The sequence below is a fragment of the Pseudotamlana haliotis genome (assembly GCF_008806375.1).
Taxonomy (GTDB): domain Bacteria; phylum Bacteroidota; class Bacteroidia; order Flavobacteriales; family Flavobacteriaceae; genus Pseudotamlana; species Pseudotamlana haliotis.
This window is the reverse complement of record NZ_WAAT01000051.1, coordinates 21,865-47,953: the sequence shown is the minus strand read 5'-3', so window position 1 is coordinate 47,953 and position 26,089 is coordinate 21,865. Positions and strand designations below refer to the sequence as shown.

General features: G+C 35.7%; 24 protein-coding genes and 1 tRNA gene. 8 read left to right on the top strand and 17 right to left on the bottom strand.

The genetic code is table 11. The annotated features are described in order from the left end of the window. The first annotated feature begins 37 nt into the window (after window positions 1–37). From F6U93_RS13145 to F6U93_RS13135, 3 genes are read left to right on the top strand one after another with little or no spacing between them, the layout of a single operon-like run. Window positions 38–2,152: a prolyl oligopeptidase family serine peptidase gene (locus tag F6U93_RS13145; RefSeq protein WP_394349755.1), complete on the top strand. Its 2,115-nt coding sequence runs from the start codon at window positions 38–40 to the stop codon at window positions 2,150–2,152. Window positions 2,153–2,155: 3 nt separating this feature from the next. Beyond that, window positions 2,156–4,231, top strand: a complete 2,076-nt coding sequence (locus F6U93_RS13140; RefSeq protein WP_150940585.1) for an HAD family hydrolase — start codon at window positions 2,156–2,158, stop codon at window positions 4,229–4,231. A 35-nt stretch (window positions 4,232–4,266) separates the two neighbouring features. Continuing rightward, window positions 4,267–5,178, top strand: coding sequence for an ABC transporter ATP-binding protein (locus F6U93_RS13135; protein ID WP_150940583.1), 912 nt, complete (start codon window positions 4,267–4,269; stop codon window positions 5,176–5,178). A gap of 29 nt (window positions 5,179–5,207) precedes the next feature. Here F6U93_RS13135 and F6U93_RS13130 read toward each other — a convergent pair whose 3' ends face one another. The 9 genes from F6U93_RS13130 to pdxA all read right to left on the bottom strand — a co-directional run bounded on the left by F6U93_RS13130 (window position 5,208) and on the right by pdxA (window position 12,274). Next, complete coding sequence (locus F6U93_RS13130) at window positions 5,208–5,813, bottom strand: superoxide dismutase family protein (protein ID WP_150940581.1); 606 nt, start codon at window positions 5,811–5,813, stop codon at window positions 5,208–5,210. Window positions 5,814–5,989: 176 nt separating this feature from the next. Further along, window positions 5,990–6,448: a 3-oxoacyl-ACP synthase gene (locus F6U93_RS13125; protein WP_150940578.1), complete on the bottom strand. Its 459-nt coding sequence runs from the start codon at window positions 6,446–6,448 to the stop codon at window positions 5,990–5,992. Beyond that, a complete protein-coding gene (gene mtgA / locus F6U93_RS13120; protein WP_150940576.1) occupies window positions 6,429–7,127 on the bottom strand; it encodes a monofunctional biosynthetic peptidoglycan transglycosylase in 699 nt (232 codons plus the stop codon). The genes F6U93_RS13125 and mtgA overlap by 20 nt, the downstream gene beginning before the upstream one ends. A gap of 91 nt (window positions 7,128–7,218) precedes the next feature. After that, window positions 7,219–8,559 carry an acetyl-CoA carboxylase biotin carboxylase subunit gene (gene accC, locus F6U93_RS13115; RefSeq protein WP_150940574.1) on the bottom strand — a complete coding sequence of 447 codons (1,341 nt, stop codon included), beginning with the start codon at window positions 8,557–8,559 and terminating at the stop codon, window positions 7,219–7,221. Between the two features lie 88 nt (window positions 8,560–8,647). Next, the gene (accB, locus tag F6U93_RS13110; RefSeq protein ID WP_150940573.1) at window positions 8,648–9,133 is read right to left on the bottom strand and encodes an acetyl-CoA carboxylase biotin carboxyl carrier protein; all 486 of its coding nucleotides are present in this window, start codon (window positions 9,131–9,133) and stop codon (window positions 8,648–8,650) included. Window positions 9,134–9,155: 22 nt separating this feature from the next. Further along, window positions 9,156–10,157, bottom strand: coding sequence for a beta-ketoacyl-ACP synthase III (locus tag F6U93_RS13105; protein ID WP_150940570.1), 1,002 nt, complete (start codon window positions 10,155–10,157; stop codon window positions 9,156–9,158). 181 nt (window positions 10,158–10,338) lie between these two features. Then, window positions 10,339–10,542 carry a 50S ribosomal protein L32 gene (gene rpmF, locus F6U93_RS13100; protein ID WP_067145427.1) on the bottom strand — a complete coding sequence of 68 codons (204 nt, stop codon included), beginning with the start codon at window positions 10,540–10,542 and terminating at the stop codon, window positions 10,339–10,341. A gap of 9 nt (window positions 10,543–10,551) precedes the next feature. Then, window positions 10,552–11,097, bottom strand: coding sequence for a YceD family protein (locus F6U93_RS13095; protein WP_150940568.1), 546 nt, complete (start codon window positions 11,095–11,097; stop codon window positions 10,552–10,554). 124 nt (window positions 11,098–11,221) lie between these two features. Next, the gene (gene pdxA / locus F6U93_RS13090) at window positions 11,222–12,274 is read right to left on the bottom strand and encodes a 4-hydroxythreonine-4-phosphate dehydrogenase PdxA (protein WP_150940566.1); all 1,053 of its coding nucleotides are present in this window, start codon (window positions 12,272–12,274) and stop codon (window positions 11,222–11,224) included. Window positions 12,275–12,340: 66 nt separating this feature from the next. On the opposite strand from pdxA, the gene F6U93_RS13085 reads away from it, so the two are divergent. Further along, the gene (locus F6U93_RS13085; RefSeq protein WP_150940564.1) at window positions 12,341–12,931 is read left to right on the top strand and encodes a riboflavin synthase; all 591 of its coding nucleotides are present in this window, start codon (window positions 12,341–12,343) and stop codon (window positions 12,929–12,931) included. A 5-nt stretch (window positions 12,932–12,936) separates the two neighbouring features. On the opposite strand, the gene F6U93_RS13080 is transcribed toward F6U93_RS13085, so the two are convergent. The 3 genes from F6U93_RS13080 to mce form a co-directional block, all read right to left on the bottom strand. Beyond that, entirely contained in the window at window positions 12,937–13,173 is a 237-nt protein-coding gene (locus F6U93_RS13080) for a hypothetical protein (RefSeq protein WP_225312709.1), read from the bottom strand. Between the two features lie 181 nt (window positions 13,174–13,354). Continuing rightward, window positions 13,355–13,428, bottom strand: a tRNA-Ile gene (locus tag F6U93_RS13075). 49 nt (window positions 13,429–13,477) lie between these two features. Then, window positions 13,478–13,882: a methylmalonyl-CoA epimerase gene (gene mce, locus F6U93_RS13070; RefSeq protein ID WP_150940560.1), complete on the bottom strand. Its 405-nt coding sequence runs from the start codon at window positions 13,880–13,882 to the stop codon at window positions 13,478–13,480. A gap of 144 nt (window positions 13,883–14,026) precedes the next feature. Between mce and rbfA the strand changes: the two genes are divergently transcribed. The 4 genes from rbfA (at window position 14,027) to F6U93_RS13050 (ending at window position 17,629) form a co-directional block, all read left to right on the top strand. Further along, a complete protein-coding gene (rbfA, locus tag F6U93_RS13065; RefSeq protein ID WP_150940558.1) occupies window positions 14,027–14,425 on the top strand; it encodes a 30S ribosome-binding factor RbfA in 399 nt (132 codons plus the stop codon). A gap of 58 nt (window positions 14,426–14,483) precedes the next feature. Beyond that, window positions 14,484–15,689, top strand: a complete 1,206-nt coding sequence (locus F6U93_RS13060; RefSeq protein ID WP_150940556.1) for an ABC transporter permease — start codon at window positions 14,484–14,486, stop codon at window positions 15,687–15,689. Window positions 15,690–16,069: 380 nt separating this feature from the next. Then, on the top strand, window positions 16,070–17,224 hold the full coding sequence (locus F6U93_RS13055) for a DNA polymerase III subunit (protein ID WP_150940554.1): 1,155 nt from the start codon (window positions 16,070–16,072) through the stop codon (window positions 17,222–17,224). A gap of 9 nt (window positions 17,225–17,233) precedes the next feature. Continuing rightward, the gene (locus F6U93_RS13050) at window positions 17,234–17,629 is read left to right on the top strand and encodes a DoxX family protein (RefSeq protein WP_150940552.1); all 396 of its coding nucleotides are present in this window, start codon (window positions 17,234–17,236) and stop codon (window positions 17,627–17,629) included. A gap of 49 nt (window positions 17,630–17,678) precedes the next feature. Here F6U93_RS13050 and F6U93_RS13045 read toward each other — a convergent pair whose 3' ends face one another. The 5 genes from F6U93_RS13045 to mnmG form a co-directional block, all read right to left on the bottom strand. Beyond that, a complete protein-coding gene (locus F6U93_RS13045; protein ID WP_150940550.1) occupies window positions 17,679–18,524 on the bottom strand; it encodes a DUF4249 domain-containing protein in 846 nt (281 codons plus the stop codon). Between the two features lie 6 nt (window positions 18,525–18,530). After that, window positions 18,531–20,900 carry a TonB-dependent receptor gene (locus F6U93_RS13040; RefSeq protein ID WP_150940548.1) on the bottom strand — a complete coding sequence of 790 codons (2,370 nt, stop codon included), beginning with the start codon at window positions 20,898–20,900 and terminating at the stop codon, window positions 18,531–18,533. A 358-nt stretch (window positions 20,901–21,258) separates the two neighbouring features. Further along, complete coding sequence (locus F6U93_RS13035) at window positions 21,259–21,783, bottom strand: OmpH family outer membrane protein (protein WP_150940546.1); 525 nt, start codon at window positions 21,781–21,783, stop codon at window positions 21,259–21,261. Between the two features lie 236 nt (window positions 21,784–22,019). Next, window positions 22,020–22,868 (bottom strand): class I SAM-dependent methyltransferase, encoded by an 849-nt coding sequence (locus tag F6U93_RS13030; RefSeq protein ID WP_317132857.1) that lies wholly within the window; start codon window positions 22,866–22,868, stop codon window positions 22,020–22,022. A gap of 1,324 nt (window positions 22,869–24,192) precedes the next feature. Beyond that, window positions 24,193–26,064 (bottom strand): tRNA uridine-5-carboxymethylaminomethyl(34) synthesis enzyme MnmG, encoded by a 1,872-nt coding sequence (gene mnmG, locus F6U93_RS13025; protein ID WP_150940541.1) that lies wholly within the window; start codon window positions 26,062–26,064, stop codon window positions 24,193–24,195. Between the last annotated feature and the right edge of the window lie 25 nt (window positions 26,065–26,089).

Sequence of the window (26,089 nt, the reverse complement as noted above, 5' to 3'; positions counted from 1 at the left end):
TAAAACCCTATGCTCAGTATTAGTCCTAACAATTTTTATGGCCTGCAAACAAAACGACAGTAAAAAACAAAACATCATTGCCTCTTATCCAGAAACCAAAACAGTAGACACTGTTGATACCTATTTTGGTGTTCAAGTAAAAGATCCTTACCGTTGGTTGGAAGATGACAGAAGCCCAGAAACGGAAGCTTGGGTTGTGGCAGAAAACAAGGCCACTAACACGTATTTAAAACAAATTCCATATAGAAACGACCTAAAACAACGCCTTTCAGAACTCTGGAACTACGAAAAAGTTGGAACTCCGTTTATTGAAGGTGACTACACCTATTTCTACAAGAATGATGGCTTACAAAACCAAAATGTTATCTATAGAAAAAAAGGAGATAGTGATACTGAAGTCTTCTTAGATCCAAATACCTTTTCAGAAGATGGTACCGTTTCTTTAGGCGGATTAAGTTTTTCTAAAAATGGTAAAATTTTGGCTTATTCCGTTTCAGAAGGTGGAAGCGATTGGCGAAAAGTAATCATCATGGATACCGAAACAAAAGAAATTACAGAAGACACGCTTGTCGATATTAAATTCTCTGGACTTTCTTGGTATAAAAATGAAGGCTTCTATTACTCAAGTTACGACAAACCAAAGGGTAGCGAACTTTCGGCAAAAACAGATCAGCACAAAGTTTATTATCATAAATTAGGTACGCCACAGAGTGAAGACGAATTAATTTATGGTGGTACGCCTGAAGAAAAACACCGATACACCGGTGCAGAGGTTACCGAAGATGACAACTATTTACTTTTATCACTTAGTACTTCTACTTCTGGAAACAAACTTTTAATAAAAAACTTAAGCGAACCTAACAGCTCGTTTATTAGCATTTTAGATCACGATAATAGCGATACAAATGTTTTAACCAACAAGGACAGCAAACTTATTTTGGTTACCAACTTAAATGCGCCCAATAAAAAAATTGTAACCGTAGATGCGTCAAACCCAACACCAGAAAATTGGGTAGATTTAATACCAGAAACAGATCAGGTTTTATCACCTTCAACAAGTGGTAATTACATCTTAGCCCATTATATGGTTGATGCCATTTCTAAGGTAAAGCAATATAATTTGGACGGAACTTTGGTTAGAGAAATTAAGCTGCCAGGACTAGGAACAGCCAGTAGTTTTGGTAGTAAAAAGGATGAAAAAATAGAATATTTTCAATTCACTAATTATTATACCCCAGGAAGCAATTATAGTTTAAACATTGAAACTGGCGAAGTAAAATCATATTGGAAACCATCAATAGATTTTAACAGTGATGCTTATGAAAGTCATCAAGTCTTTTACACCTCAAAAGATGGTACCAAAGTACCAATGATGATTACCCATAAAAAAGGTTTAGAATTAAACGGAAAAAACCCAACAATTCTTTACGCTTATGGTGGTTTCAACATCAGTTTAACTCCTTCATTTAGCATCCCCAATGCTATTTGGATGGAACAAGGTGGTATTTACGCCGTTCCAAATTTACGTGGTGGTGGTGAATATGGTAAAGCCTGGCACGATGCTGGAACTAAATTGCAAAAGCAAAATGTATTTGACGATTTCATAGCTGCTGGTGAATATTTAATTAAAAACAACTATACAGCTTCTGAATATTTAGCCATTCGTGGTGGATCTAATGGTGGTTTGTTAGTTGGTGCCACCATGACGCAACGCCCTGATTTAATGCAGGTAGCTTTACCAGCCGTTGGTGTTTTAGATATGTTACGCTACCACACGTTCACATCTGGAGCAGGTTGGGCCTATGATTTTGGTACTTCTGAAGACAACAAAGAAATGTTCGAATACCTTAAGGGCTATTCACCAGTGCATAATGTAAAGCCAGATATACAATACCCTGCGACTTTAGTCACTACTGGCGATCATGACGACCGTGTGGTTCCTGCGCATAGTTTTAAATTTGCAGCTGAATTACAAGACAAACAAACTGGAAACAACCCGGTTTTAATTCGAATTGAAACCGATGCGGGTCACGGCGCTGGAACTCCTGTGAGTAAAATTATTGATCAATATGCCGATATTTTTGGTTTTACCCTTTATAACATGGGGTTTGAAAACCTATCAAATATGGTAAAAACCGAAGCACCAAAATAACTTATGTACTTAGATCAACTAAAGAACAGCCTTAAAAAGCAAAACATTAAAGTTCTTTTTACTGATTATTATGATACCATAGTTCACCGAACTGTGCATCCTAATTACACCTTAAAACTATGGGCCAAATTCATGATTATTGAATTTGGCCTTAATATTTCTATAGACGAACTGTATTTTATAAGACAAGAAAGTGTAAAACAACTTTGTGAAACCCTAGATAAAAATAACGTCGAAATTCCGTATCAGGTTTTAGTGGAAGCTATTTATACACGTTTAGTAAATAGTCAATTACTAAATCCCGAGTTGAAATCGCAGTTTTTCAAAGTTTCTGAAAGCGCCGAATTCAAAGCAGAAGCTAGCGTACAATACCTCAACCAAGACGTTATACAAGTGCTTAAAGATTTTAAAGCCCAAGGCGGAAGAGTGTATTTGGTTTCAGATTTTTACGGTACCGAAAATTTATTTCAGGACCTGTTAAAACATCATGGCGTTTTTGACATTTTTGATGGGGTTTTCAGCTCAGCTGAATTACAAGCTAGTAAACACCGTGGTAACATTTATAAAAAAGTCCTTGATGCTTTAGCAATTCGAGCAAACGAGGTCATGATGATTGGCGATAATAAACGTAGTGATTATGACAATGCCATTAAAAACAAACTTCAAGCTTACCAATTACCACACAGCCATTACATCAAAAAAAACAAACGAAACGGCCTTGGTAACGATTATAAAAAAGTAAAACATGAGGTCAACAGCATCTTTAAAAACTGTAAAAAGAAAGATGTTTTACCCTTTACACAATACATCATTTACTACCATTTTCTTACGGAAAGACTTTTCCAAACCTGTAAAAAGGAAGGCTTAAAAAACCTGTTTTTCTTATCTCGAGAAGGGCAGTATTTAAAAAAATTATTTGATTCTTATCAAGAGTTTCATAGCCTTGAAGATACCGAAACCATTAAAACCCATTATTTAAAGATTTCGAGGCAAGCGTCTATGCAAATTAATTTGAAATCGATAGATGAAGAAGGCTTTAAATATCTTCGGAAGGAATATCCACAGCTATCCATTAATGATTTCTTAACCTTTTTTGATTGTCCGGAAACCGAAATCGCTGCCATATCGGAAGCATTACATACCGATAAAAACCATATTATTGAAGACTTTTTTAACTCGGAAACTTTTGAAGCCTTAAAACAAAACCATAGTTTCATTTCGTACTATGAAAATCATAGAAAAGCCAATGTTTCAAACTTCAACAACTACATTAAAGCCTTTGATGCTGATATAGAAAATGAAGGCATACACCTTGTTGATATTGGCTGGGGTGGCACCATGCAAGAATCTATTTATGGCTTCTTTGAAGAAAAAATTAAAGTTACCGGACATTATTTGGGGCTGCGCTACATTTACAATATTCAGGAGAAAACACCGCGTAACGGACTCATATTCTCTGTTTTACCTTATACAAACTACAACGATTATCTGCTCATGGCTAACAACCAATATTATGAGCAATTTTCAGCAGCCAACCACGGATCTGCTGTAGGTTATACTAATGCTGAAAATAATTTCGTCATTGTAAAACACAATGCCGAAGAAAAATGGTTATACGATAATTATATCGAAAAGCACCAAGCCCAAATGTTTGGCTTCCACCAAGAACTACTTAAAAGACTTGAAGCTATTTGCTACGATCAAGAGATGATTCAGCACATCATTTCAAAAATTGCCTTAAAAACTGGCCTATTTTATAACAGTAGAACTTTAAAATTTATTGAAACTTTAAACTCAGGGTTTTATCAAAATATAGGCACGAATAAAGTAGGAATTACTTATGAAAAAAAAGAAGACGATAGCGCTGTAACACTTTTAAAAACCTTCATTTTAACGCCAGAGGTTGTATTTAGGTATGTTACCAAATTCAAACCTTTGCTTTATCAAAAAAATAAAATAGCAGCATTTTTATTTCCAAGTTATCTGATCTACTTTTATTATTTATTGAATAAATTTGCGCGATTTAAAGTTTTAAAACCATTCTTTTTACTTAAATCCACTTATTTTAAAAACGCCTAAAATCTTAACCTATTTTTTTATAGGATCACTTTTATATGCTCAGCGTAGAACAACTTACTTTTTCATACCATAAAAAACCTGTTTTAAATGATATTTCATTTAAAGTACAAGCAGGGGAAAACCTGGCTATCATTGGAGAAAGCGGCTGCGGAAAAAGTACACTTTTAAAACTTTTATACGGTGAATATGATTTAAATTCAGGCCATATATTTTGGAAAAAACAAGAAATTCTTGGTCCGAAATTTAATTTAGTTGTGGGCTATGATTTCATGAAATATGTGGCTCAAGAGTTTGATTTAATGCCTTTTATTTCGGTTGAAGAAAACATTGGTAAGTTTCTATCTAACTTTTATCCAGAAGAAAAAAAAGAGCGCACGGCAGAATTACTAGAAGTGGTAGAACTCACTGACTTTGCTAAAACGAAAGTTAAAATTTTAAGTGGCGGACAAAAACAGCGGGTAGCCTTAGCCCGCGCTTTGGCCAATCAGCCAGAAATCATGTTGTTAGACGAGCCTTTTAGCCACATTGACAACTTCAAAAAACAAAGCCTGCGCCGCAATGTTTTTAAATATCTCAAGAAAAAAAATATAAGCTGTGTGGTCGCTACGCACGACAAAGAAGATGTTCTTGGTTTTGCCGACCATATGATCGTTTTAAACGACCATAAAATTATAGAGAGCAATTCCCCTGAAAACTTATTTAAAAGCCCTAAAACGCCCTTAATAGCCTCTTTTTTTGGAGAGTTTAATAGTATTGATGGTGAAATTATCTATGCTCACCAACTGCAAGTGGTAAAACATTCCAAACTACAAGTTCAAGTTAAAAGATCTTACTACAAAGGTCATTTCTTTTTAGTTGAAGCCATACTTGATGGCCAGACCATTTTTTTTGAACACAACAAAGCTTTAAACCCAAATGAAGAGGTTCACATTACTGTGATTAAATAAGCGTGTGAGTTGATGGTTTAAGGCTTGATTTATAGTAATGCCCCACAAGCTATTCGAGTACCAGCATCACCAGTTGGTTGTGTTTTAAAATCATCCTGACCTTGGTGAATTATGATACCACGTCCATTAATGGTTCTCGTAGTATCTTGACAAGATATACACCACTCGTCTGTTTCAAAAGTAACGGTAGCTTTTCCGTTTTCATCAGCGGTGAAGTTACCAATATCACCACGATGGTACCCTTGATCGTCTCCCCATTTTCCGTGTTTATTACTAGTCGGGTTCCAATGCCCCCCGGACGACTTAGCATCATGAGACGAACAATCGGCCGTATCATGCAAATGAATGGCGTGTACAGTATTTGGTTTTAAATTTTCAAATTCTGCCATCATTTTAACCACATTATTAATCTCTGTAAATACTACAGTACCGGAAACTTGGCTCCCACTTTTAGATGCTACTTCTACTTTTATTTGAGGTACTTCAACCTCTTTTTCTATTTCACTATTTTCAATATCATCAGTTTCTAACGAATAGGTATCATCTGGTGCCGTATGACCGTTTTTCTTTTTGTCTTTACAAGACACGAAACTTATCACCAACACAGCAATAAATAATATATTTCTAATCTTCATGGTATTCTTTTATTAAAGTTAATATCTAGTTCGTAAACCCATAAAGGACCTACAAATTTGAAATTACAAAATCAATAGCCTGATGATTAATCGAAAAACATGAAAAATTAACTCTAAAAAACAAAGGCGCTTTTATGCATGGGCCTTTTGAAATAAAAAGAGAAGATGGGTGCCTACTAAAAGACATCAATAATAGTAAACACCTGGTCTCTAAAAGTAATCTGACCGTCAATGGTTTTACCCATTAACAGTTTCCCGATAGGTGTATCAGGAGAAATTGTGTAGAAGCTTTCGTTATGTAATGCCATAACCCCAGCACTTATGCCAATAAAATAATTCGCTTGAGTCGTGTAAACTAAACTCCCTAAGCCAATGTGTTTAGAAGTTTTTGTGACATTAACCTTCGCTAAAATTGCTTTTGTTTTCTGAATTTCGGCCAATTGGTTACCGGCCTTTTCGCGTTCCAACTGAAGCATCGCACGACCTGTTTCATGCTTATCGCCAGCACTACTTTTAGTTTCTGAAGTTAAAGACTCCTGAATTTCAGCAATAGTATTCTGAATCGTTTGAAACCTATTTTCAATAAAAGCTTGACATAAGTCGTATAATGCTTCTTTAGTGTTTTCCTTTTCCATCTTTATCATCAACAAACTTTAAGGGTCCAAAATAACGCATTTGCCTAACAATCCACGTTTTTCTCGATTGTATATATGCCGTAACTGGTGCAGCTTTGTATGTTCTTGGGTTTGGTAAAATAGCAGCAATGGCCGCCGCCTCGTATTGAGATAAGTTTTTGGCTGGTTTTTTAAACCAATATTGCGAAGCGGCTTCAGCGCCATAAATGCCTTCGCCCATTTCAATACTGTTTAAATAGACTTCTAAAATGCGTTCTTTAGGCCAACAAAGTTCAATAGCAAAAGTAAAATAAGCTTCAAAACCTTTTCTAAGCCAACTCCGTTCTGGCCATAAAAAAACGTTTTTTGCGGTTTGCTGACTTATGGTACTACCGCCACGAAGGCGTTTTCCGTTTTGACTTTCGGTAATCACCTTTTCAATGGCTTTTAAGTCGAATCCGTTGTGTTTTAAAAACAACTGGTCTTCACTACAAATCACTGCCAATTGCAAATTTTTTGAAATATCGTCTAAAGGCACCCAATCGTGTTTTAAAATTTTCGAGCTATCAGTTTCAAAATATCGAATTAACATTAAGGGCGTAACAGGTACAGGAAGCCATTTAAAAGCCAACACAAGCAGAAAAGACAGGCTTACAAACCAAACTACTATTTTCAATAAAAGCTGAAACAATCCCTTCATGAAGCTTGTGAAATTTTCAGCAATAATACTAAAATTAGAGCATAAAAAAACTCCGAAATTGCTTCCGGAGTTTTAATCATTTATAATATTGTTATTTTTCCATAACAAAATCTTCCATGAATTTCGTGGTATAATTACCAGCGATATAATCTGGATGATCCATTAATTGTCTGTGGAAAGGTATAGTAGTCTTAATACCTTCAATGACAAACTCATCTAAAGCACGTTTCATTTTATTGATGGCTTCTTCTCTAGTTTGCGCCGTTGTTATCAACTTCGCAATCATAGAATCGTAGTTTGGCGGAATGGCATACCCTGCATAAACATGAGTATCTAAACGTACCCCATGACCTCCCGGTGCATGTAATGTAGTAATCATTCCTGGTGATGGTCTAAAACCATTATAAGGATCTTCAGCATTAATTCTACATTCTATAGAGTGTAATTTTGGCAAGTAGTTTTTACCAGAAATTGGCACACCAGCAGCCACTAAAATCTGCTCACGAATTAAATCGAAATCAATCACTTGTTCAGTAATTGGGTGCTCTACTTGAATACGCGTATTCATTTCCATGAAGTAGAAGTTTCTGTGCTTATCGACTAAAAATTCGATAGTTCCAGCACCTTCGTACTTAATATATTCTGCGGCTTTCACTGCAGCTTCACCCATTTTTTTACGCAATGCAGCAGTCATAAATGGTGAAGGTACTTCTTCAGTTAATTTTTGATGACGACGTTGTACTGAACAGTCTCTTTCAGATAGGTGACAAGCTTTACCTGTAGAATCACCAACAATTTGAATTTCAATATGTCTTGGTTCTTCAATAAGCTTCTCCATGTACATATCGTCATTTCCAAAGGCCGCTTTAGATTCCTGTCTAGCAGAATCCCAAGCATCTTTAAGATCTTCTTTCTTAAAAACACCACGCATTCCTTTCCCACCACCACCGGCAGAAGCTTTAAGCATTACTGGGTAACCGGTTTCTTCGGCTATTTTCTCACATTCTTCAAAAGACTCGATAACGCCTTCACTTCCTGGTACACAAGGTACACCAGCAGCTTTCATAGTAGCCTTAGCATTAGCCTTATCACCCATTCTATCAATCATTTCTGGAGAAGCTCCGATAAACTTGATACCGTGTTCTTCACAAATTTTTGAGAATTTAGCGTTTTCAGATAAAAATCCGTAGCCTGGATGAATAGCATCTGCATTGGTAATTTCGGCTGCAGAGATAATATTAGACATTTTTAAATAGGACTCGCTACTCGCTGCTGGACCAATACAAACCGCTTCATCAGCAAATTTTACGTGTAGACTTTCTTCGTCAACTGTAGAATAAACAGCAACGGTTTTAATGCCCATTTCCTTACAGGTTCTAATAACACGTAGTGCAATTTCCCCTCTATTGGCAATTAATATTTTTTTAAACATCTTGTTTGGATTAGATTAAATAGAAAATAGGATTATTTAATGATTAGCAATTTTATTGCCTCATCAAAGCTCCTAATCATCTAAAAATTTAAGATGGATCTACTAAAAATAATGGTTGATCAAATTCAACTGGAGAAGAATCATCAACTAAAATTTTAACAATCTTTCCTGAAACTTCTGATTCAATTTCATTGAAAAGCTTCATGGCTTCAATAATACAAAGTACATCACCTTCAGCAATCGTCTGACCTACCTCAACAAATAATGGTTTATCTGGAGATGGTTTTCTATAGAAAGTTCCAATAATTGGAGATTTGATTGTGATATATTTTGAATCTTCCGCAGCTGGTGCAGCAGGAGCGGCTGGTGTAGCAGCTGGTGCTGGTGTTTCAGCAACAGGTGCTGCAGCTGGAATAGCTTGTGGTATTTGCGCTGGAACTTGGTGCACGATTGTGGTATCTGATTCAGATCCCGTTTTAATCGTGATTTTGATATCGTCCATTTCTAATTTAACCTCACTTGCACCTGACTTGGCAACAAATTTAATTAAGTTCTGAATTTCTTTTACATCCATAATATTGCTAATTAATAAGTGGTTAGTTTTTGGAATCGTAAGCCCATTTTAAGTAAATAGACCCCCAATTAAATCCGCCTCCAAAAGCGGCAAATATAACATTATCTCCCTTTTTTAATTGTGATTCGTAATCATTTATTAACAAAGGTAAGGTCGCTGAGGTTGTATTCCCATATTTGTGAATATTTACCATCACCTTTTCATCCTCTAATTCAATACGTTGTGCCGTAGCATCAATAATACGCTTATTAGCCTGATGAGCTGCTAACCAATCAACGTTTTCTTTAGTTAAATTATTTCGTTCTAAGATTTTTTCGGCTGCATCAGCCATATTAAATACGGCGTTCTTAAATACGGTACGTCCTTCTTGAAATGCATAGTGCCCGCCTTGATCTAAAATTTCGTGAGTTAAAGCATGCGATGATCCACCGTAAGTTGCTTGTAAAAACTCTCGTCCAGTTCCATCACTTCTCAAGTACTCGTCTTGAAGCCCTAAACCTTCTTCATTAGCTTCAAACAATACCGCTCCGGCACCATCACCAAAGATGATACAAGTAGCGCGATCTTTATAATTAATAATTGAAGACATTTTATCAGCTCCAATAAGTAAGACATTTTTATACCTTCCAGACTCAATGTAGCTGGCGGCAACAGACATACCAAACAAGAAGCTTGAACACGCTGCGTCCATCTCAAAAGAAAAAGCATTGGTTGCTCCAATTTCTGAAGCCGTAAAAGAAGCCGTTGATGCTGCTTTCATATCTGGCGTAGCAGTGGCTACAATAACCAATTCAATATCTTTAGGATCTAAATTGTTCTTATCAATTAAGTTTTGCGCTGCTTTTATAGCAAGGTAAGATGTACCCTTTCCGTCGTCTTTTAAAATACGGCGTTCTTTGATACCTGTTCTGGAAGTAATCCATTCATCATTTGTATCAACCATCGTCTCAAGGATTTGATTGGTTAACACGTATTCTGGTACATATGCACCTACAGCTGTAATTGCCGCTGAGATTTTACTCATAACTTTATAGTTAATTTGACCAAAAATTTATTAAAAATGGACAAAAACGTTCAAAATTTAGGGAAAACTACTAAATCTTGAAGTAATATTCTGCAAATTACGCGTTTTTGTTAATCATAAAAATTAATTCATAAAAAAAACGCTCATAAATGAGCGTTTTTTAATATGCGTGCATAACTAATTATGCAACATTTTCTATTTCTGCAGAATTATCAATCAATACTTGACCTCTGTAGTATAATTTTCCTTCATGCCAGTGTGCTCTATGGTATAAGTGAGCCTCACCTGTTGTTGGGCAAGTCGCAATCTGTGGCGCAGTTGCTTTGTAATGTGTTCTTCTTTTATCTCTTCTTGTTTTCGAGATTTTTCTCTTAGGATGTGCCATTTTATGTTTTTATTTATCCGTTAATAATTTCTTTAATGTATTCCAACGAGGATCGATGTCCTCTGACTTGTCTTCTTCTTTATTTTCCTTAAGCTTCGGGCTTAGTTCTTCTAATCTTTTAAGTATTTCTGAATCTAGCGTACCATCTTCAACACCAGGATGCACACGTTTAATTGGAACAGCAAGTATAATTAACTCATAAATATATTGCTGAATATTAATTTCATAGGTTCCATGAGGAACAATTAATAAGTCAATATTTTCATCGTTATACTCATCACCAAACTTCACTACCAAATCAAATTCATTTTCTATGTCTTGATTATAAGGTTCGTTTGTTAAATCGCAATTCACGTTTACCCATCCAGAAATTTTAAAATGTAATTCCAGTAAAGTTGATTTTTTCTCTAATACTAAATCAACATGAACCTTTACATCGTTAAAATCTTCATACTCAAAATGTTCAAAGAACGACTGCTCAACGTCATACTCAAAATGATGCTTGCCTATTTTTAACCCTACAAATGGAATTGTAAACTCTTTTAACGACTTCATAATCACATCTATTTTGAGCCCGCAAATATATAAATTTTTATTTACGCAGCATTACTTATTAACATTTTTTTGTTTATATCTCAAATAACTCGCCTTCTTCCCGAAAAAACTAGGGATCAGAGGCTTAACGACGCTCATTTCGTGAGGCTTTTTTTAAGGGATTTGCAGTGAGTTCTTCATACTCCGAACGATTTTTAAAGATTTTCATGGCACTATAAACCGCTTCTTTAAATGAATTTTCGTCTGCAGTACCCTTCCCTGCAATTTCATAGGCCGTTCCATGATCTGGTGAGGTACGTACTTTGCTTAAGCCTGCTGTAAAATTAACGCCTTGCCCAAAAGATAAGGTTTTAAACGGAATCAAGCCTTGATCGTGATACGAGGCAATAATCGCGTCAAAATTCTTATAGTTGTTTGAACCGAAAAAACTATCGGCAGCATACGGCCCGTAAACCAATTTACCACCTTCTTTAATTTTTTGTAGCGTTGGTCTTAACACGGCATCGTCTTCATTGCCAATAACACCATTATCACCAGTATGCGGATTAATACCTAAAACTGCAATTTTGGGTTTCTGTATTTTAAAATCTTTTACAAGCGATTCGTAAACCGTTGCAATTTTCTTTTCAATTAACTGCGGCGTAATATGCGTTGCAATATCTTTAACTGGAACATGATCGGTTAGTAAGCCCACTCTAAGTCCGTCATTAATCATAAACATCAGGCTATCACCTTCTAACTCTTGAGCCAAGTAATCAGTATGACCTGGGAATTTAAAGGCTTCCGATTGGATATTCGATTTATTTATAGGTGCGGTCACCAAAACATCAATAGCTTCTTCCTTTAGGGCTTTCGTAGCAGCTTCTAAAGATTTTATAGCAAATGCTCCTATTTTGGTGTCTTCTTTTCCAAACTCTATTTTAACAGGTTCTTGCCAACAGTTTAATACATTTACTTTTCCTTGAACCAGTTGACTCAGCTCTTTGATGCTGTGAAAATTGATTTCAGATTTAAAATGTGTCTTAAAAAAAGACATCACTTTAATGGAAGCAAAAATGACAGGCGTACAAAAATCTAATATCCTTGGGTCTTCAAATGTTTTTAAAACAATTTCACCACCAATCCCGTTTAAATCACCTATTGAGATTCCTACTACTATATTTTCTGTCTGCTTCATTAAAAAATGCTAACTATTGTTCGTAATTTTGATTCTGCAAATTTAACTAAATAAACGCATAATATTATGTTTACGGGAATTATTGAAACGATTGGTACGGTATCTCATTTAAAAAATGAATTAGACAATCTTCATATCACGATAAAAAGCCCTTTGGCTTCAGAATTAAAAATAGACCAAAGTGTAGCGCACAATGGTGTTTGCCTAACTGTAGTACATATTGATAAAGACGAATATACCGTAACCGCCATTAAAGAAACCCTTGAAAAAACAAATTTAAGCACATTAACTGTTGATGCTCCGGTGAACTTAGAACGTGCCATGAAACTGGGTGATCGCTTAGATGGTCATATTGTTCAAGGTCATGTAGATCAAACTGCTATTTGCACCGAAGTTAAAGAAGAAAACGGCAGCTGGGTATTTACTTTTGAATACGACGCTGCTTTAAATAACATCACTATTGAAAAAGGCTCAATCACTGTAAACGGTACGAGTTTAACTGTTGTCAACTCAAAAAGAAACGCTTTTAGTGTGGCCATTATACCGTACACTTACGAGCATACCAACTTTAAAACCTTTAAAAAAGGGACTCAGGTAAACTTAGAATTTGATGTTTTAGGAAAATATGTAGCGCGATTAACCGCTTTAAATCAGTAAATCTACTAGTTTTTTTTATGAGACAAGACTTTCTTAGTGCCGAAAGCTAGAGCCACAACAACACCTGCTAATATTCCGCCATCAATAGGAAGTCCTGGTGGTATTGTTGGTCCTGGTGGTTCTGGTAAGGTATCTGCAGCATCTACGCCTGCTACGGTAGCAGCTACATCTTCTGAACCATCATTAGCCATAGCCACATGTCCTATCAAGATAAATAAACTAAAAAAAACAATTTTTTTCATTTGGGTTGTCATACAAGGGCAAATATAGAAAAAAAGTGATTAATCAATTGTGAAGCTTATATTATTTTTTAAAAACATTAAACGACTCGCTTTCAATAGGTGTCATTATAACATTTGATAAAAAACTTATTAGGAACAAAAAAAGCCTCACATTTCTGCAAGGCTTTACAATTTCTACCAGTGGTCCCACATGGGCTCGAACCATGGACTTTCTGATTATGAGTCAGATACTCTAACCAACTGAGTTATAGGACCGAAATTGGAGTGCAATATTACTACTTATTTTGCTACCTACCAAGAAAAATTATTCCTTTATCTCTTGGCAGAGTTCAATTAAAACACCGTTAGAACTTTTAGGATGCAAAAAGGCCACCAGTTTATTATCGGCGCCCTTTTTAGGCAGGTCGTGAAGCACTGTGAAGCCCTCTTTTTTAAGACGCTCAATTTCAGAGAGAATGTCATCTACCGCGAAGGCAATATGATGCACACCCTCTCCTTTTTTGGCAAGAAATTTAGCAATTGGGCTAGCTTCAGAAGTTGCTTCTAGCAATTCAATTTTATTTTCACCCACCTTAAAAAAAGAGGTATTAACCCCTTCACTAACCACAGCTTCCGTTTTATAATGTGGTTTTCCAAGAAGTTTGGCAAACAAATCATTGGACTCTTCAAGGTTTTTAACGGCAATACCAATATGTTCAATATGCTTCATAAGTGTTCGTTTTTCATTTCCGCGAAAGCGAAAACCTCATGTTTCATGCATTAAAGTACGAAAATAGCGTTCTAAAGGGCACATAATCTCTAATTATCCGTATTTTTGCATTCTAAACCGCTAAAAGGTTTTAATTTTTATACTGTGGAAGAAGAAAGTCAAAGACAAAAAAAGATAGGAACCGTTTTACAAAACGATTTAGTAGATGTATTACAACGCGCGGCTACAGAAGGTGGTATGCGTGGTGTATTAATATCGGTTTCAAAAGTAAAGGTTACGGTAGATTTATCGGTGGCTAAAGTGTATTTAAGCATTTTCCCTAACGATAAGGCCAAAGAACTTCTTGAAGGTATAAAATCAAACACCCCATTAATACGTCATGAATTGGCACAACGTACTAGAAATCAACTAAGACGTATGCCACATTTAGAATTTTTTATTGACGATTCGCTTGAGTACATCGATAAAATTGAAAAATCTTTAAAAGGTGACGAAAACCCTATTAAAGACCCTAGCATGTTAGACGATAGAAAAAAATCATAATTATTTTAGCTGCATTTCAACATTCATTTAGTCATTATTTTTTCATAATATTAACCTCATGAATGTTTCTTTATACATCGCCAAACGTTATTTACGCTCAAAAAGCAGCAATAACGCCATAAATTTCATCACCTACATTGCCATTGCGGGTGTAATTCTTGGTGCTGGGTCCCTGTTTATTGTACTTTCTGGATTTTCGGGCTTAAAAGATTTCACTTTAGAGTTTACCAGTGTGGTTGACCCCGATTTAAAAGCCCAACCAGCCGAGGGGAAATCCTTTATGCTCTACCCTTTTGATGTTGAAAAATTAGACAATATTGAAGGTATTGCTTCCTATTCTAAAATCATAGAAGAACGTATTATTATTGAGTCACAAGATAAAAATGCTCTAGCGGTGATAAAAGGCGTTGATGAGAATTTTCAAAAGGTGGTTAGTATTGACTCCGTCATTGACCATGGCGATTGGTTAGACCAAAAAAGCAATCAAATTGTTGTAGGTTGGGGCATTTCAAACGACCTCTCGCTTGGCGTATTAAACTTCACAAAAAACATTAATGTATACGTTCCTAAGCCTGGTACCGGACAAATAACCTCTTCAAAAAATGCCTTTAGCACGGTAAAAGTGATTAATGTAGGTGTCTTTTTTATAAACGAAAGCTTAAACGAAACCTATGTTTTTTCCTCTATAGATTTAGCAAAAAAACTCTTAAACTATGAGCGTAACCAAATTTCAAACATTGAATTTAAGTTAAAAGATGGTGTCGATATAAAAGAGGTGCGCGCTCAAATTCAAACCGCTCTAGGCGATAAAGTGATTTTAAAGGACCGCACCCAATTAAACGATGCGCTTTATAAAATGCTAAACACCGAAAATTTAGTGGTTTACCTCATTTTTACCCTAGTACTCATCATTGCGTTTTTTAACGTGATAGGCTCTCTAATCATGATGATGTTAGACAAAAAACAAAGCCTATCAACCCTATATAATATTGGTGCTACGCTTAAAGATATTCGAAAAACATTCTTTCTTCAAGGCAGCTTAATGAGTATTGTTGGTGGTATAATAGGTATAATTATCGCCTTTATTGTGACCCTCTTGCAACAGCATTTTAGTTTGCTTATGATTACCCCAACCCTGGCTTACCCTATTGCCATTGAGATTGAAAACTTTTTTATTGTGTTTTTCACCATTTCTATTCTCGGTATTGTTGCTTCAAAAATTGCTTCGGTACGCATCACCGAATCTTTGATTAATAACATCTAGCATTTGGGCAAGTTGCCAAGAAAAATGGCAACCAGGCTTTCACAACTCGCTCTCTGCGAGGAGCTCAAACAAATTGCTCAATCCTTCTTGCAGGGTCTTCGTTTTTATAAGTATAGACTTCGAAACAAGACAAATAACCTAACATCAAAATGCATTGTTTTCAACAAACAAAAGTTATAAAAACACGCCTTTAATATTTCAATAAATGCCTGCTTATGGTGTTCGAGCGAGGTCTAGAACAGGAAACTTCTTTTACAACCATATTCTCGACTCCGCTCGAACACCTTTAGTATAGTCACTTAAATTAATATTTCCTATTATTTAATAAGCATCCCTTTCAAATCCCGCATCAAAACTAATTTTTTATGTAAGTTTGCTTCATGTTATTCTCCAATATTTTAGGCCAAGAACACATTAAAAAACACCTTACCCAAAGTGTTGATAACGGGCGCATACCTCATGCGCAATTGTTTGTTGGTAATGAGGGTTCTGGAACCTTACCTATGGCTTTGGCCTATGCCCAATATATTTTATGTTCAAATTCTGGTGGAGAAAACAACAGCGGAAACGAAAGCTGTAACCTAAAATTTAAAAACTTTTCACACCCCGATTTACACTTTGCTTTTCCGGTAACCACCAGTGATAAAGTAAAAAGTAAACCGGTTTCTAGTTTTTACCTTGAAGAATGGCGCCAATTGCTTAACGAGCAGCCTTACGGTAATCTTTTTGATTGGTACAAACTCCTTGGGGTTGACAACAAACAAGGACAAATTGGTGTTGATGAAGCTGTTGAAATTGTAAAAGCACTCACCCTAAAATCTTACGAGGGCGGTCACAAAGTCATGCTCATTTGGATGGCTGAAAAAATGAATTCTGCCTGTGCCAATAAGCTTTTAAAACTCATTGAAGAGCCACCAAAAGATACGGTTTTTATTCTCATTGCTGAAGATGAAGAGCAAATTATAAACACCATTCGTTCGCGCTGCCAGATATTACATTTCCCGCCACTTGCCGAAAACGTCATAAAAGACGCCTTAATTACCAAGTATCAAGTGGAACCGGCTAAAGCGACTAAAATTGCACATCAAGCCAACGGAAACTACAACAAAGCCTGTGATTTGGCTTTTAAAGATTCTGAAGACATTCAGTTTGAAACCTGGTTTATATTTTGGATAAGAAGTGCCTTTAAAGCCAAAGGCAATAAAGCAGCCATTCACGATTTAATATCTTGGAGTGAAGATATTGCAAAAACCGGACGTGAAACCCAAAAGCAGTTTTTAAACTTCTGTTTAGATTTTTTCCGTCAGGCGCTACTTTTAAATTACAACGCTACAGATTTGGTTTTTTTCGAACCAAAAACCGATAAATTTAAACTTGAAAACTTTGCCCCTTTTGTTCATGGCAACAATATTATGGACATTAGCAACGAACTTCAAGATGCCATTTACCATATTGAACGCAACGGAAATTCTAAAATTATTCTAACCGATTTATCAATCAAACTCACCCGGTTACTACATGCTAAAAAGGCCTAATACTTTACTATGAAAACCATTTTAAGTTACAGTGCTGAGTTATTGGTTTTAAGCTTTTTAAGCATCACTTTTCTTATGAGTTTTTACGATAAAGTAAGTGATTGGAAAGGACAAGTTTTCTTTTTAGAAGATTACTTTTCCAAAACTTTTGTACCGCCTTTTATACCTGGTATTTTGGTTTTCATTATCATCTTAGAAGCCTTGGCAACCGCGTTTTGCAGCTTTGGCATCTATCAAATCATAGCTTATCAAGAAACGCTTTACGCCTTGTTGGGCTGCATTGTTTCTTGTGTTATTCTTTTAATATTCTTATTTGGCCAACGTATCGCCAAAAATTTTGACGGTGCTAGAAATATTACCATTTACTTTATTCTAGCCGTTTTTGGGGTGTATTTACTTCAGTAAAGCACTAAAAAACACGAAACTCACGTAAAACAAGCCCTGTTAAGCCACTTTAGTCCATTTCAATGAGTGTGACACTGCGTTTATCGGTTTGCGTCACTCTAAAGTAACCATAAGCATAATTATCAGCATTGGTGGTGTTCACACAATTACCACGTAATTCTACAGGCGTAGGTGCAAACGGGTTTCCAGAACCCAACTGACTGTTGAGTAATTGAATGAATTTATAATAACGCTCTGAAACATTAAACAAATTAATATCTACAACATCTCCTGGTTGTAATTCATCCGCCTCATCATCGCCACGTTTCTCATAAAAAATACTTATTTCGTTGCCGTTTAAAAACTCATCAGACACATCTCTTAATTCAGGATAAGGGTCTCCTTCGGTTTTAAATCTTAGCACATAAAAATTCATTTCATCACCTGGGTCATCAAAAAACACATTGACTTCTATGGCATCAGGAAGAATACCACCTTCTTCAGATTGGGTGACTTCTTTAATCGGAGTAGTCGCCAATAGAGTTTCTGTAGCGGTATAAACTTCATTTTCATATAAAACCTCCAGTTGATAAGTTTCATTTAAATCGGCTTCAAAATTTGCTGTGGTATACGTGCCATCATTGTTATTGGTGAAACTAAAAACCATGTTATCACTTAATCGCATCACCGAAACTACAGCGTTTGTCACGGCATCGTTACTATTATTATCAAAATACGCTGAAGTCGTACTCAGTTTTATGGATTGATTATTTCCTAAAGTACCCATCTCCCAATCTAGAGAAGCCTCAATCACCAAACGCGGATCAGCTGTAGGCACATCAACATCAATAACATCAGTACAAGACACCAAAAACTGTGTGACTAAAACTAAGCTGAAGTATATATATTTTTTCATAGCCTGTTAAAATTTAAAATTATAAGTTACCGAAGGTACGATACCAAAAATAGCGGTTCGCGTCGCTTCATTAACGCCTGTTTCAAGGTTTTGACCAAACGAAATAGAAGCCGCATTTTTACGGTTATAAGCATTGTAAATACTAAAAACCCACTCCCCTTTCCAACGGGCATCTGGTTTACGGTTTGGTTTAAAGGTCGCCGCCAAATCTAAACGGTTATAGGAAGGTAATCTGTTGGCATTTCTTTGGTCATAAACCGCAATAGAAAGGCCTTCATACTCATACTGCCCTACTGGATATGTTACGGGGCGCCCAGTTTGAAAGATGAAATTCCCACTAAAACTCCATTTATCGGTCAGTTTATAGCTTCCGGTTAATGAAATATCATGTGTTCTATCAAAGGGCGTGTTATACCAATCGCCTTTATTAATTCCTGGTCCACCGGCGTTGCCGCCAGGTGTTTTTTGTTCAGATTTAGAAAGCGTATAAGCCAACCAACCTGTAAACTTTCCTTTATTTTTTCGGAATAAAAACTCTAAACCATAAGCTCGAGATTCACCTTGTAAAATTTGGGTTTCAATATTGTTATTAGCAATTAAATTTGACCCGTCTATGTAATCAATACGGTTATCAACGGTTTTATAATACACCTCGGTTTCAATAGAAAATTTGCCATCTACTAATTCTTTAAAATACCCCGCCGAATACTGGTTTGCCATTTGCGGGTCTATAAACGAACCACTAGGCGTCCACACATCAAGCGGCGTGGCATTGGCCGTATTTGATAACAAATGCAAATATTGAGCTACCCTCGAATACCCCAGTTTTACAGAAGAGTTTTCAGAAAGCTGATACGCCAAACCTAATCGCGGTTCAAAATTGGAAAAATTGGCAATACTTTCACTTTTATCATAATCGACATCTCCTGTTTTGGTGCCTTCCTCATAAATTCCTAAATCGGCATTATAAACTACAGGCTGGTCGTTGGTGTAAGTGGCTATAGGCTGTCCGCCCAAACGGTTAAACATACTAAAACGTAAACCTGCCTGCACGTTTAGTTTATCACTTAATTTATGTTCCACGTTGGCATAGAGCCCTGCTTCAAGTGCTCGTTTTTTATCTAAAATAAACTCATTGATTGAAGAATCTTCATCAATAGGTTTTACATCACCAGGATTAAAGTTGTAATGAATGGCGCTAGCACCAAAATCGATGGTCGTTTTATTGCTTAAATAATACTTGAAATCATATTTAGCATTCATATTTTTAATGCTAGAGGTCCAATCTAACCCTATAAAACCAATTTCAATTTGGTAATTATAATCGCCATAAATGAAGGACAAATTAGAGAATAATTTATCGTTAAAAACATGATTCCAACGTAAGTTAAAGGTCGTATTCCCATAAGAATTTGCAAAGGCATCATCAAAATTCAACACATCTCTTCCAAAATATCCCGACAAATAGAGTCGGTTATTTTGATTAATCTCATAGCTCCCTTTCGCATTAAAATCGTAAAAGTAAGCCGTGTTATCCTGATCGGCCAATTTTAAAAATAGATGGGCATAAGAAGAACGTCCTGCTAAAATAAAGGATCCTTTACTTTTAAACAGCGGACCTTCAGCAGATAGCCGACTTGATATTAAACCAATACCACCATTCAATTCAAAATCTTTACTATTACCGTCTTTTTGCCTGATATCTAATACCGAAGACACGCGCCCTCCGTAATTCGCCGGAATATTTCCTTTATAAAGCTTTACATCTTTAATCACATCAGCATTAAAAACAGAAAAGAAGCCAAATAAATGAGATTCATTAAAGATAATCGCTTCGTCTAAAAGCACGAGGTTTTGGTCAACAGCACCACCACGGACATTAAATCCGTTAGACCCTTCACCGTTATTGGTTACCCCTGGCAGCATTTGAATGGATTTAACCACATCAACTTCACCTAAGACGGCTGGAATTTGCTTTATGGTCGCACTTTTGATTAAAGAAACCCCCATTTGTGGGTCTCTAATATTGGCCTTTTCACTTTCTTCAGCAGTAATGACCACTTCATCAAGAGACGTGGTATCTTCCTTTAATTCAAAAACCAAACTCTGATTCGCATCTAACACCACCTCTTGTTTAATCGTAGTATATCCAAGATAGGAAACCATAATATTATAGGTTCCCTTGGGGGCTGTTAAGGAATAGAACCCATAAGCATTGGTGATACCACCAACAGACGTGTTCTCTAAAAATACAGAAGCGCCAAACACCAATTCACCATTGGCATCATCCTTTACTGTACCACTAATAGTATAATTTTCTTGTGAAAAAACCAGCAGGCTGAACAACATCAAGCAGGCACTGAGTTTAAGTTTCATAAAATGGTTCGATTAAAATGGGTTACAAAAATGACACTATTTTTTAAAAAACAAATAGCGAGGCTGTCGAAAAAGTAAGTTTTCCGTCAACCTGAACTTGATTCAGGTTCTCATAATGATTGATTTTACATATGATGAGATTCTGAATCAAGTTCAGAATGACGAATTTTAACACTTTTTAGACAACCTCTATTACTTTTGTGGAGTGAAAATATAAAACCTTACGGAGCATACCGTTGAATTGATGTTAAATATGCGTTTTGATTACAAAAATACAAGCAAAGTCAACATCATATTAAAACAAAAAAAGCCAAATGATATTCACTTGGCTTTAAAATTTATATTACAACTGAATAATTTATTCATTAGTATAATTGGCGTTTAAAGCCTCTAAAACCGTTTGGGTCAAATCTTGCTTTTCATCACCATAAAGTACTGAAGCTGCAGCATCACTGGTTCCTAAAATAAAAGTATAACCATTGTCCTTACCATAATCATGAGCGAAAGCTTTCACTTTTACAATAACAGAATCAATTTGATTTTGAAAATCTTTTGTTATAGCCTGCTGTTCAATTTGCATTTGCTGTTGCAGCATTTGCTGTTTCTGCTGTAAACCACCCATAATTTCTTGCGCTTTTTGAGGTGATGTTCTAGCTAAGTCTTGGGCCTTCTTTTGAGATTCCATAGCTTCAGTTTGGAAAGCTTGACCAATACTATCAGCTCGTTTTTTAAAAGCGTCGTCTTTTAATTGAAAAGCTGCTTCAATATCAATTTTTTCTTGGTAACCGTTTATTACAGTTCCATTATCAATAAATCCAATTTTTTGTTGCTGACAAGAAGTTAATACAACTGCTAGTAAAACGAGGTAAAATATGTTTTTCATGATTTAATAATTGTTTGGTTTAAGTTTCGAACAAATGTAGGGAAGTAAAGCAAATTGAAATCTAGATTTGAAATTAGTTTAACATATAAGATAATTTTATATATAATAAATTACAAATAAATAAAATCTATTAAAAACAAGCTCAAATAAAGCGATTTAAGCGGTTTTATAAAAACTGACTAGTATTTGGATAACTAACCACCAAAAAACAGCAAAAAACCTGTTCAATTTAATTTTTACTGATTTTTTACAACAAAAATTAACGAAGATGCCTCTTTTGAAGCCTTTGCCTTGCGATTAGACTTCCATCCCGTTAAAAATCCTTTAATAATTTTCATACGACCATGTTTATATTTTTCAGAAAGTAAACTGACATAATAGGCATCAAACTTCATTGGTTTAACTTCAGTAATTTTTAGCTGATGTTTTGAAAGTAATTTACCCATAGATACTTTATCAAAATGCCATAAGTGTCTAGGCACATCGTAACCTGCCCAAAATTCCTGATAATATTCAGCATCAAAACTTTTATGGTTAGGCACGGCTATAATGAGTGTACCATTTTCTTTTAGAAGTTTTTTATAAGCTTCAATCTGCTCCTCCAGATCTGGTAAATGCTCCAAAACATGCCACAGCGTAATCACATCAAAACGGTGCGGTTTAAATTTAAAAAGCTCTTCGGTATCAAAAACACCTTGATTTGTTTTCTTATTAGCGATTTCTCTAGCTTGTTCGTTTGGTTCTATACCATATCCATACCACCCATTATCCTTAGCGGCTTTTAAAAAATCACCAGTACCACAACCAACATCTAACAGAATTTTACCGTCTTCGGCGTAATTGTCTATCAATTCTAATTTCTTTTTAATCGAAATACGACGCACTAAATGATATACAATTTCAAACAAATTACGATTAGAATCGGTATGAGAAATATAATCTTTACTCTCATAATACTGAGGTAATTTATCAGCTTCAGGTCTAGGTGTGGTCTCTAAAAACCCAAATTCAGGGTTTTGTACTAATGTAAATTCTTCCTCAGAAACGGAATGATCTATAACAGTTAAGTGGGTTGGTTCAGTCACGATATAAAAAATTTGGCTTTTAAATATTGAATTTTAACTCAGATATGAGACTCTAAAAGTAATACTATAAAATGAACAGATGAAAATAAAAGTAGAAAAGTGCATGGAATTCCCTTAAAATAGAATTTAAGCACAACCTTTTCAAACTGCATTTTAAGACCAAAACTACTAGGCTACGCTCGAAGACCATCACAAAAAATCTTATAAACGGTGTTCGAGCGGAGCCGATAACCGTACTAATTAGCTAAAAAAAGTTTAATAACGAGGGTACTCAGAAGCTAAAAATCTCTAAATAAAATATATATAAGGCTTCAAAAAACACAAAAAATCATTCAAAAAACACCCAACAACAGCCCAAGTAGGTCTGTATTTAAATATAATTTCTATTAGAATTTAAGATAAAAGGAAGTCAAAAACCGGTTATTTATATGAAGAAAACTTCTCGACTCCGCTCGAAGACCAATAAGAAACATCCCTTAAAATGGTGTTCGAGCGGAGTCGAGAAACGTACTAATTAACAAAAAAAGCAGCCTCAGAAGGGTACACAGAAGCTAAAAATCTCTAAATAATATATATATAAGGCTTCAAAAAACACAAAAAATCATTCAAAAAACACTCAACAACAGCCCAAGTAGGCCTGTATTTAAATAGAGTTTTTAGTAGAATTTAAACTTAAGTGATGTCCGAAAATCAGTTTTTATATCAAGAAAACTTCTCGACTCCGCTCGAAGACCGTCAAGAAATCGCCCCCAAAACGGTGTTCGAACGGAGTCGAGAACCTTGCAGATTCGCAAAAAAAGTTGTCTCACGAGGGTGAAGCGAAGTAAAAAACTTCTAAATAAAGAACCCTTTAAAGCTTCAAAAAACACAAAAAATCATTCAAAAAATACCCAACAACAACAACCCAAGTAGGTCTGTATTTAAATATAATTTCTATTAGATTTTAAACTTAAGTGATGTCAAAAAATCAGTTTTTATATCAAGAAAATTTCTCGACTCCGCTCGAAGACCGTCAAGAAATCTCCCCCAAAACGGTGTTCGAGCGGAGTCGAGAACCTTGCAGATTCGCAAAAAAGTCTAATTAAAATACTTGAAAAAACTATAAAAAAAGCCCCTAAAAAATAATAGAAGAAGTCAAATTGGAATGAATTTAGACTCGGTTTTTAAGTTTTAAGACCACAAAAAAGAACCAAATTCAGATGCTTTTTAAATCCCTTTCACCTCCTATTGAAATCTATTTTACTATAAAATCAGAGCAAAAAAACATTAAAACAAAACACATGTTCCACGTGGAACGCTCAAAAAAAACATTCCAAAACCAACATTATCTACCCATATAAACAAGCAAAACGGAAATATCATTTGGTGATACCCCACTAATTCTTGATGCTTGAGACACGGTAGCAGGTTGTATTTTTTTAAGCTTTTCACGAGCTTCAAAACTCATTGATTTGATTTGAGAGTAGTCGAAATTAGATGGTATTTTAACGTATTCTAAACGACTTAATTTATCAGCATTATTCTTTTCTTTGGCAATATAACCCGCGTATTTCACTTGAATTTCTGCCTGCTCTATAATTTCACGATCAAGGTTATTAGCCTGAATATAGCTTTCTACACTTTCTACTTGACGAATATCTTCCATCTCAATATTAGGTCGCGCAAACACCTTAAACAACTTCCCAGATTGCTTTACAGGAGATGATTTTTTACTTTCTAAAACAGGATTAATCTCATCAGGTTTTACAGAAGTATTCTCGAAAAATGAAACGAATTTTTCAGCCGCTTCATGCTTTTCTTCCATACGTTTTAAACGTTTTTCTGAAGCTAAACCTAATTCAAAACCTTTGGGTGTTAAACGAGCATCGGCATTATCCTGACGTAGCAGAGTTCTATATTCCGCCCTCGAAGTAAACATACGATAAGGCTCTTCCGTACCCTTCGTAATCAAATCATCAATTAAAACGCCTATATAAGCTTCGTCACGTTTGAGCATAAACGGATCCTTTTCTTGAACCTGTAAGCTCGCATTTATACCAGCCATTAATCCTTGAGAAGCGGCTTCTTCGTAACCCGTAGTACCGTTAATTTGACCAGCAAAATACAATCCAGAAACCAACTTCGTTTCTAGAGTATGTTTCAATTGTGTAGGTGGGAAATAATCGTATTCAATCGCGTAACCTGGCCTGAAAAATTTCACATTTTCAAAACCTACGACAGAACGTAAAGCTTTAAATTGAACATCCTCCGGAAGTGATGTAGAAAACCCATTCACATAAACTTCACAGGTATGCCAACCTTCTGGTTCAATAAATAATTGGTGACGATCCTTATCAGCGAAACGGTTAATTTTATCTTCAATAGACGGACAATAACGCGGTCCTAAACTTTTAATACGTCCGTTAAACATTGGCGAACGATCAAAACCTTCACGAAGTAAATCATGAACTTCAAGGCTCGTATAAGTCATATGACAAGAACGCTGTTTTTCTAAAGACTTGGTCACATCTAAATAAGAAAACTTTTCAGGATTCGCATCACCAGGTTGTTCCGTCATTTTAGAAAAATCTAAACTACGACCATCAACACGTGGTGGTGTTCCTGTTTTCATTCTTCCAGATTCAAAACCTAAACGCACCAACTGTTCGGTGATTCCAGTAGCGGCACTTTCCCCTGCTCTACCTCCACCAAAATTTTTATCTCCAATATGGATCAAGCCATTTAAAAAAGTACCATTTGTAAGCACAACAGATTTCGCTTTTATAGAAATACCTAATCCGGTTTTAACACCAACGACGCGATCATTTTCTACTAGCAAACCAGAAACCATATCTTGATAAAAATCTAAGTTCGGTGTGCCTTCTAATAACATGCGCCAATCTTCAGCAAAACGCATACGGTCACTTTGGACTCTTGGACTCCACATAGCAGGTCCTTTCGATTTGTTTAACATCTTGAACTGAATGGCAGAGGTATCAGAAACAATGCCGCTATACCCACCTAAGGCATCAATTTCCCGAACAATTTGTCCTTTAGCAATACCGCCCATGGCCGGATTACACGACATTTGAGCGATGTTCTGCAGATTCATGGTAACCAATAAGGTTTTACTACCCATATTCGCTGCAGCGGCCGCAGCTTCGCTTCCAGCGTGCCCAGCACCAACTACTATAACATCATAAACTTCGTTAAACATAATCTTTGATTTCAATAACATGTTC

Bases quoted from the DNA above. Each gene is read 5' to 3' on its own strand.
- F6U93_RS13145 (WP_394349755.1), top strand. From the start codon at position 38: ATGGCCTGCAAACAAAACGACAGTAAAAAACAAAACATCATTGCCTCT.
- F6U93_RS13140 (WP_150940585.1), top strand. From the start codon at position 2,156: ATGTACTTAGATCAACTAAAGAACAGCCTTAAAAAGCAAAACATTAAA.
- F6U93_RS13135 (WP_150940583.1), top strand. From the start codon at position 4,267: ATGCTCAGCGTAGAACAACTTACTTTTTCATACCATAAAAAACCTGTT.
- F6U93_RS13130 (WP_150940581.1), bottom strand. From the start codon at position 5,813: ATGAAGATTAGAAATATATTATTTATTGCTGTGTTGGTGATAAGTTTC.
- F6U93_RS13125 (WP_150940578.1), bottom strand. From the start codon at position 6,448: ATGGAAAAGGAAAACACTAAAGAAGCATTATACGACTTATGTCAAGCT.
- mtgA (WP_150940576.1), bottom strand. From the start codon at position 7,127: ATGAAGGGATTGTTTCAGCTTTTATTGAAAATAGTAGTTTGGTTTGTA.
- accC (WP_150940574.1), bottom strand. From the start codon at position 8,559: ATGTTTAAAAAAATATTAATTGCCAATAGAGGGGAAATTGCACTACGT.
- accB (WP_150940573.1), bottom strand. From the start codon at position 9,133: ATGGATGTAAAAGAAATTCAGAACTTAATTAAATTTGTTGCCAAGTCA.
- F6U93_RS13105 (WP_150940570.1), bottom strand. From the start codon at position 10,157: ATGAGTAAAATCTCAGCGGCAATTACAGCTGTAGGTGCATATGTACCA.
- rpmF (WP_067145427.1), bottom strand. From the start codon at position 10,542: ATGGCACATCCTAAGAGAAAAATCTCGAAAACAAGAAGAGATAAAAGA.
- F6U93_RS13095 (WP_150940568.1), bottom strand. From the start codon at position 11,097: ATGAAGTCGTTAAAAGAGTTTACAATTCCATTTGTAGGGTTAAAAATA.
- pdxA (WP_150940566.1), bottom strand. From the start codon at position 12,274: ATGAAGCAGACAGAAAATATAGTAGTAGGAATCTCAATAGGTGATTTA.
- F6U93_RS13085 (WP_150940564.1), top strand. From the start codon at position 12,341: ATGTTTACGGGAATTATTGAAACGATTGGTACGGTATCTCATTTAAAA.
- F6U93_RS13080 (WP_225312709.1), bottom strand. From the start codon at position 13,173: ATGAAAAAAATTGTTTTTTTTAGTTTATTTATCTTGATAGGACATGTG.
- mce (WP_150940560.1), bottom strand. From the start codon at position 13,882: ATGAAGCATATTGAACATATTGGTATTGCCGTTAAAAACCTTGAAGAG.
- F6U93_RS13060 (WP_150940556.1), top strand. From the start codon at position 14,484: ATGAATGTTTCTTTATACATCGCCAAACGTTATTTACGCTCAAAAAGC.
- F6U93_RS13055 (WP_150940554.1), top strand. From the start codon at position 16,070: ATGTTATTCTCCAATATTTTAGGCCAAGAACACATTAAAAAACACCTT.
- F6U93_RS13050 (WP_150940552.1), top strand. From the start codon at position 17,234: ATGAAAACCATTTTAAGTTACAGTGCTGAGTTATTGGTTTTAAGCTTT.
- F6U93_RS13045 (WP_150940550.1), bottom strand. From the start codon at position 18,524: ATGAAAAAATATATATACTTCAGCTTAGTTTTAGTCACACAGTTTTTG.
- F6U93_RS13040 (WP_150940548.1), bottom strand. From the start codon at position 20,900: ATGAAACTTAAACTCAGTGCCTGCTTGATGTTGTTCAGCCTGCTGGTT.
- F6U93_RS13035 (WP_150940546.1), bottom strand. From the start codon at position 21,783: ATGAAAAACATATTTTACCTCGTTTTACTAGCAGTTGTATTAACTTCT.
- mnmG (WP_150940541.1), bottom strand. From the start codon at position 26,064: ATGTTTAACGAAGTTTATGATGTTATAGTAGTTGGTGCTGGGCACGCT.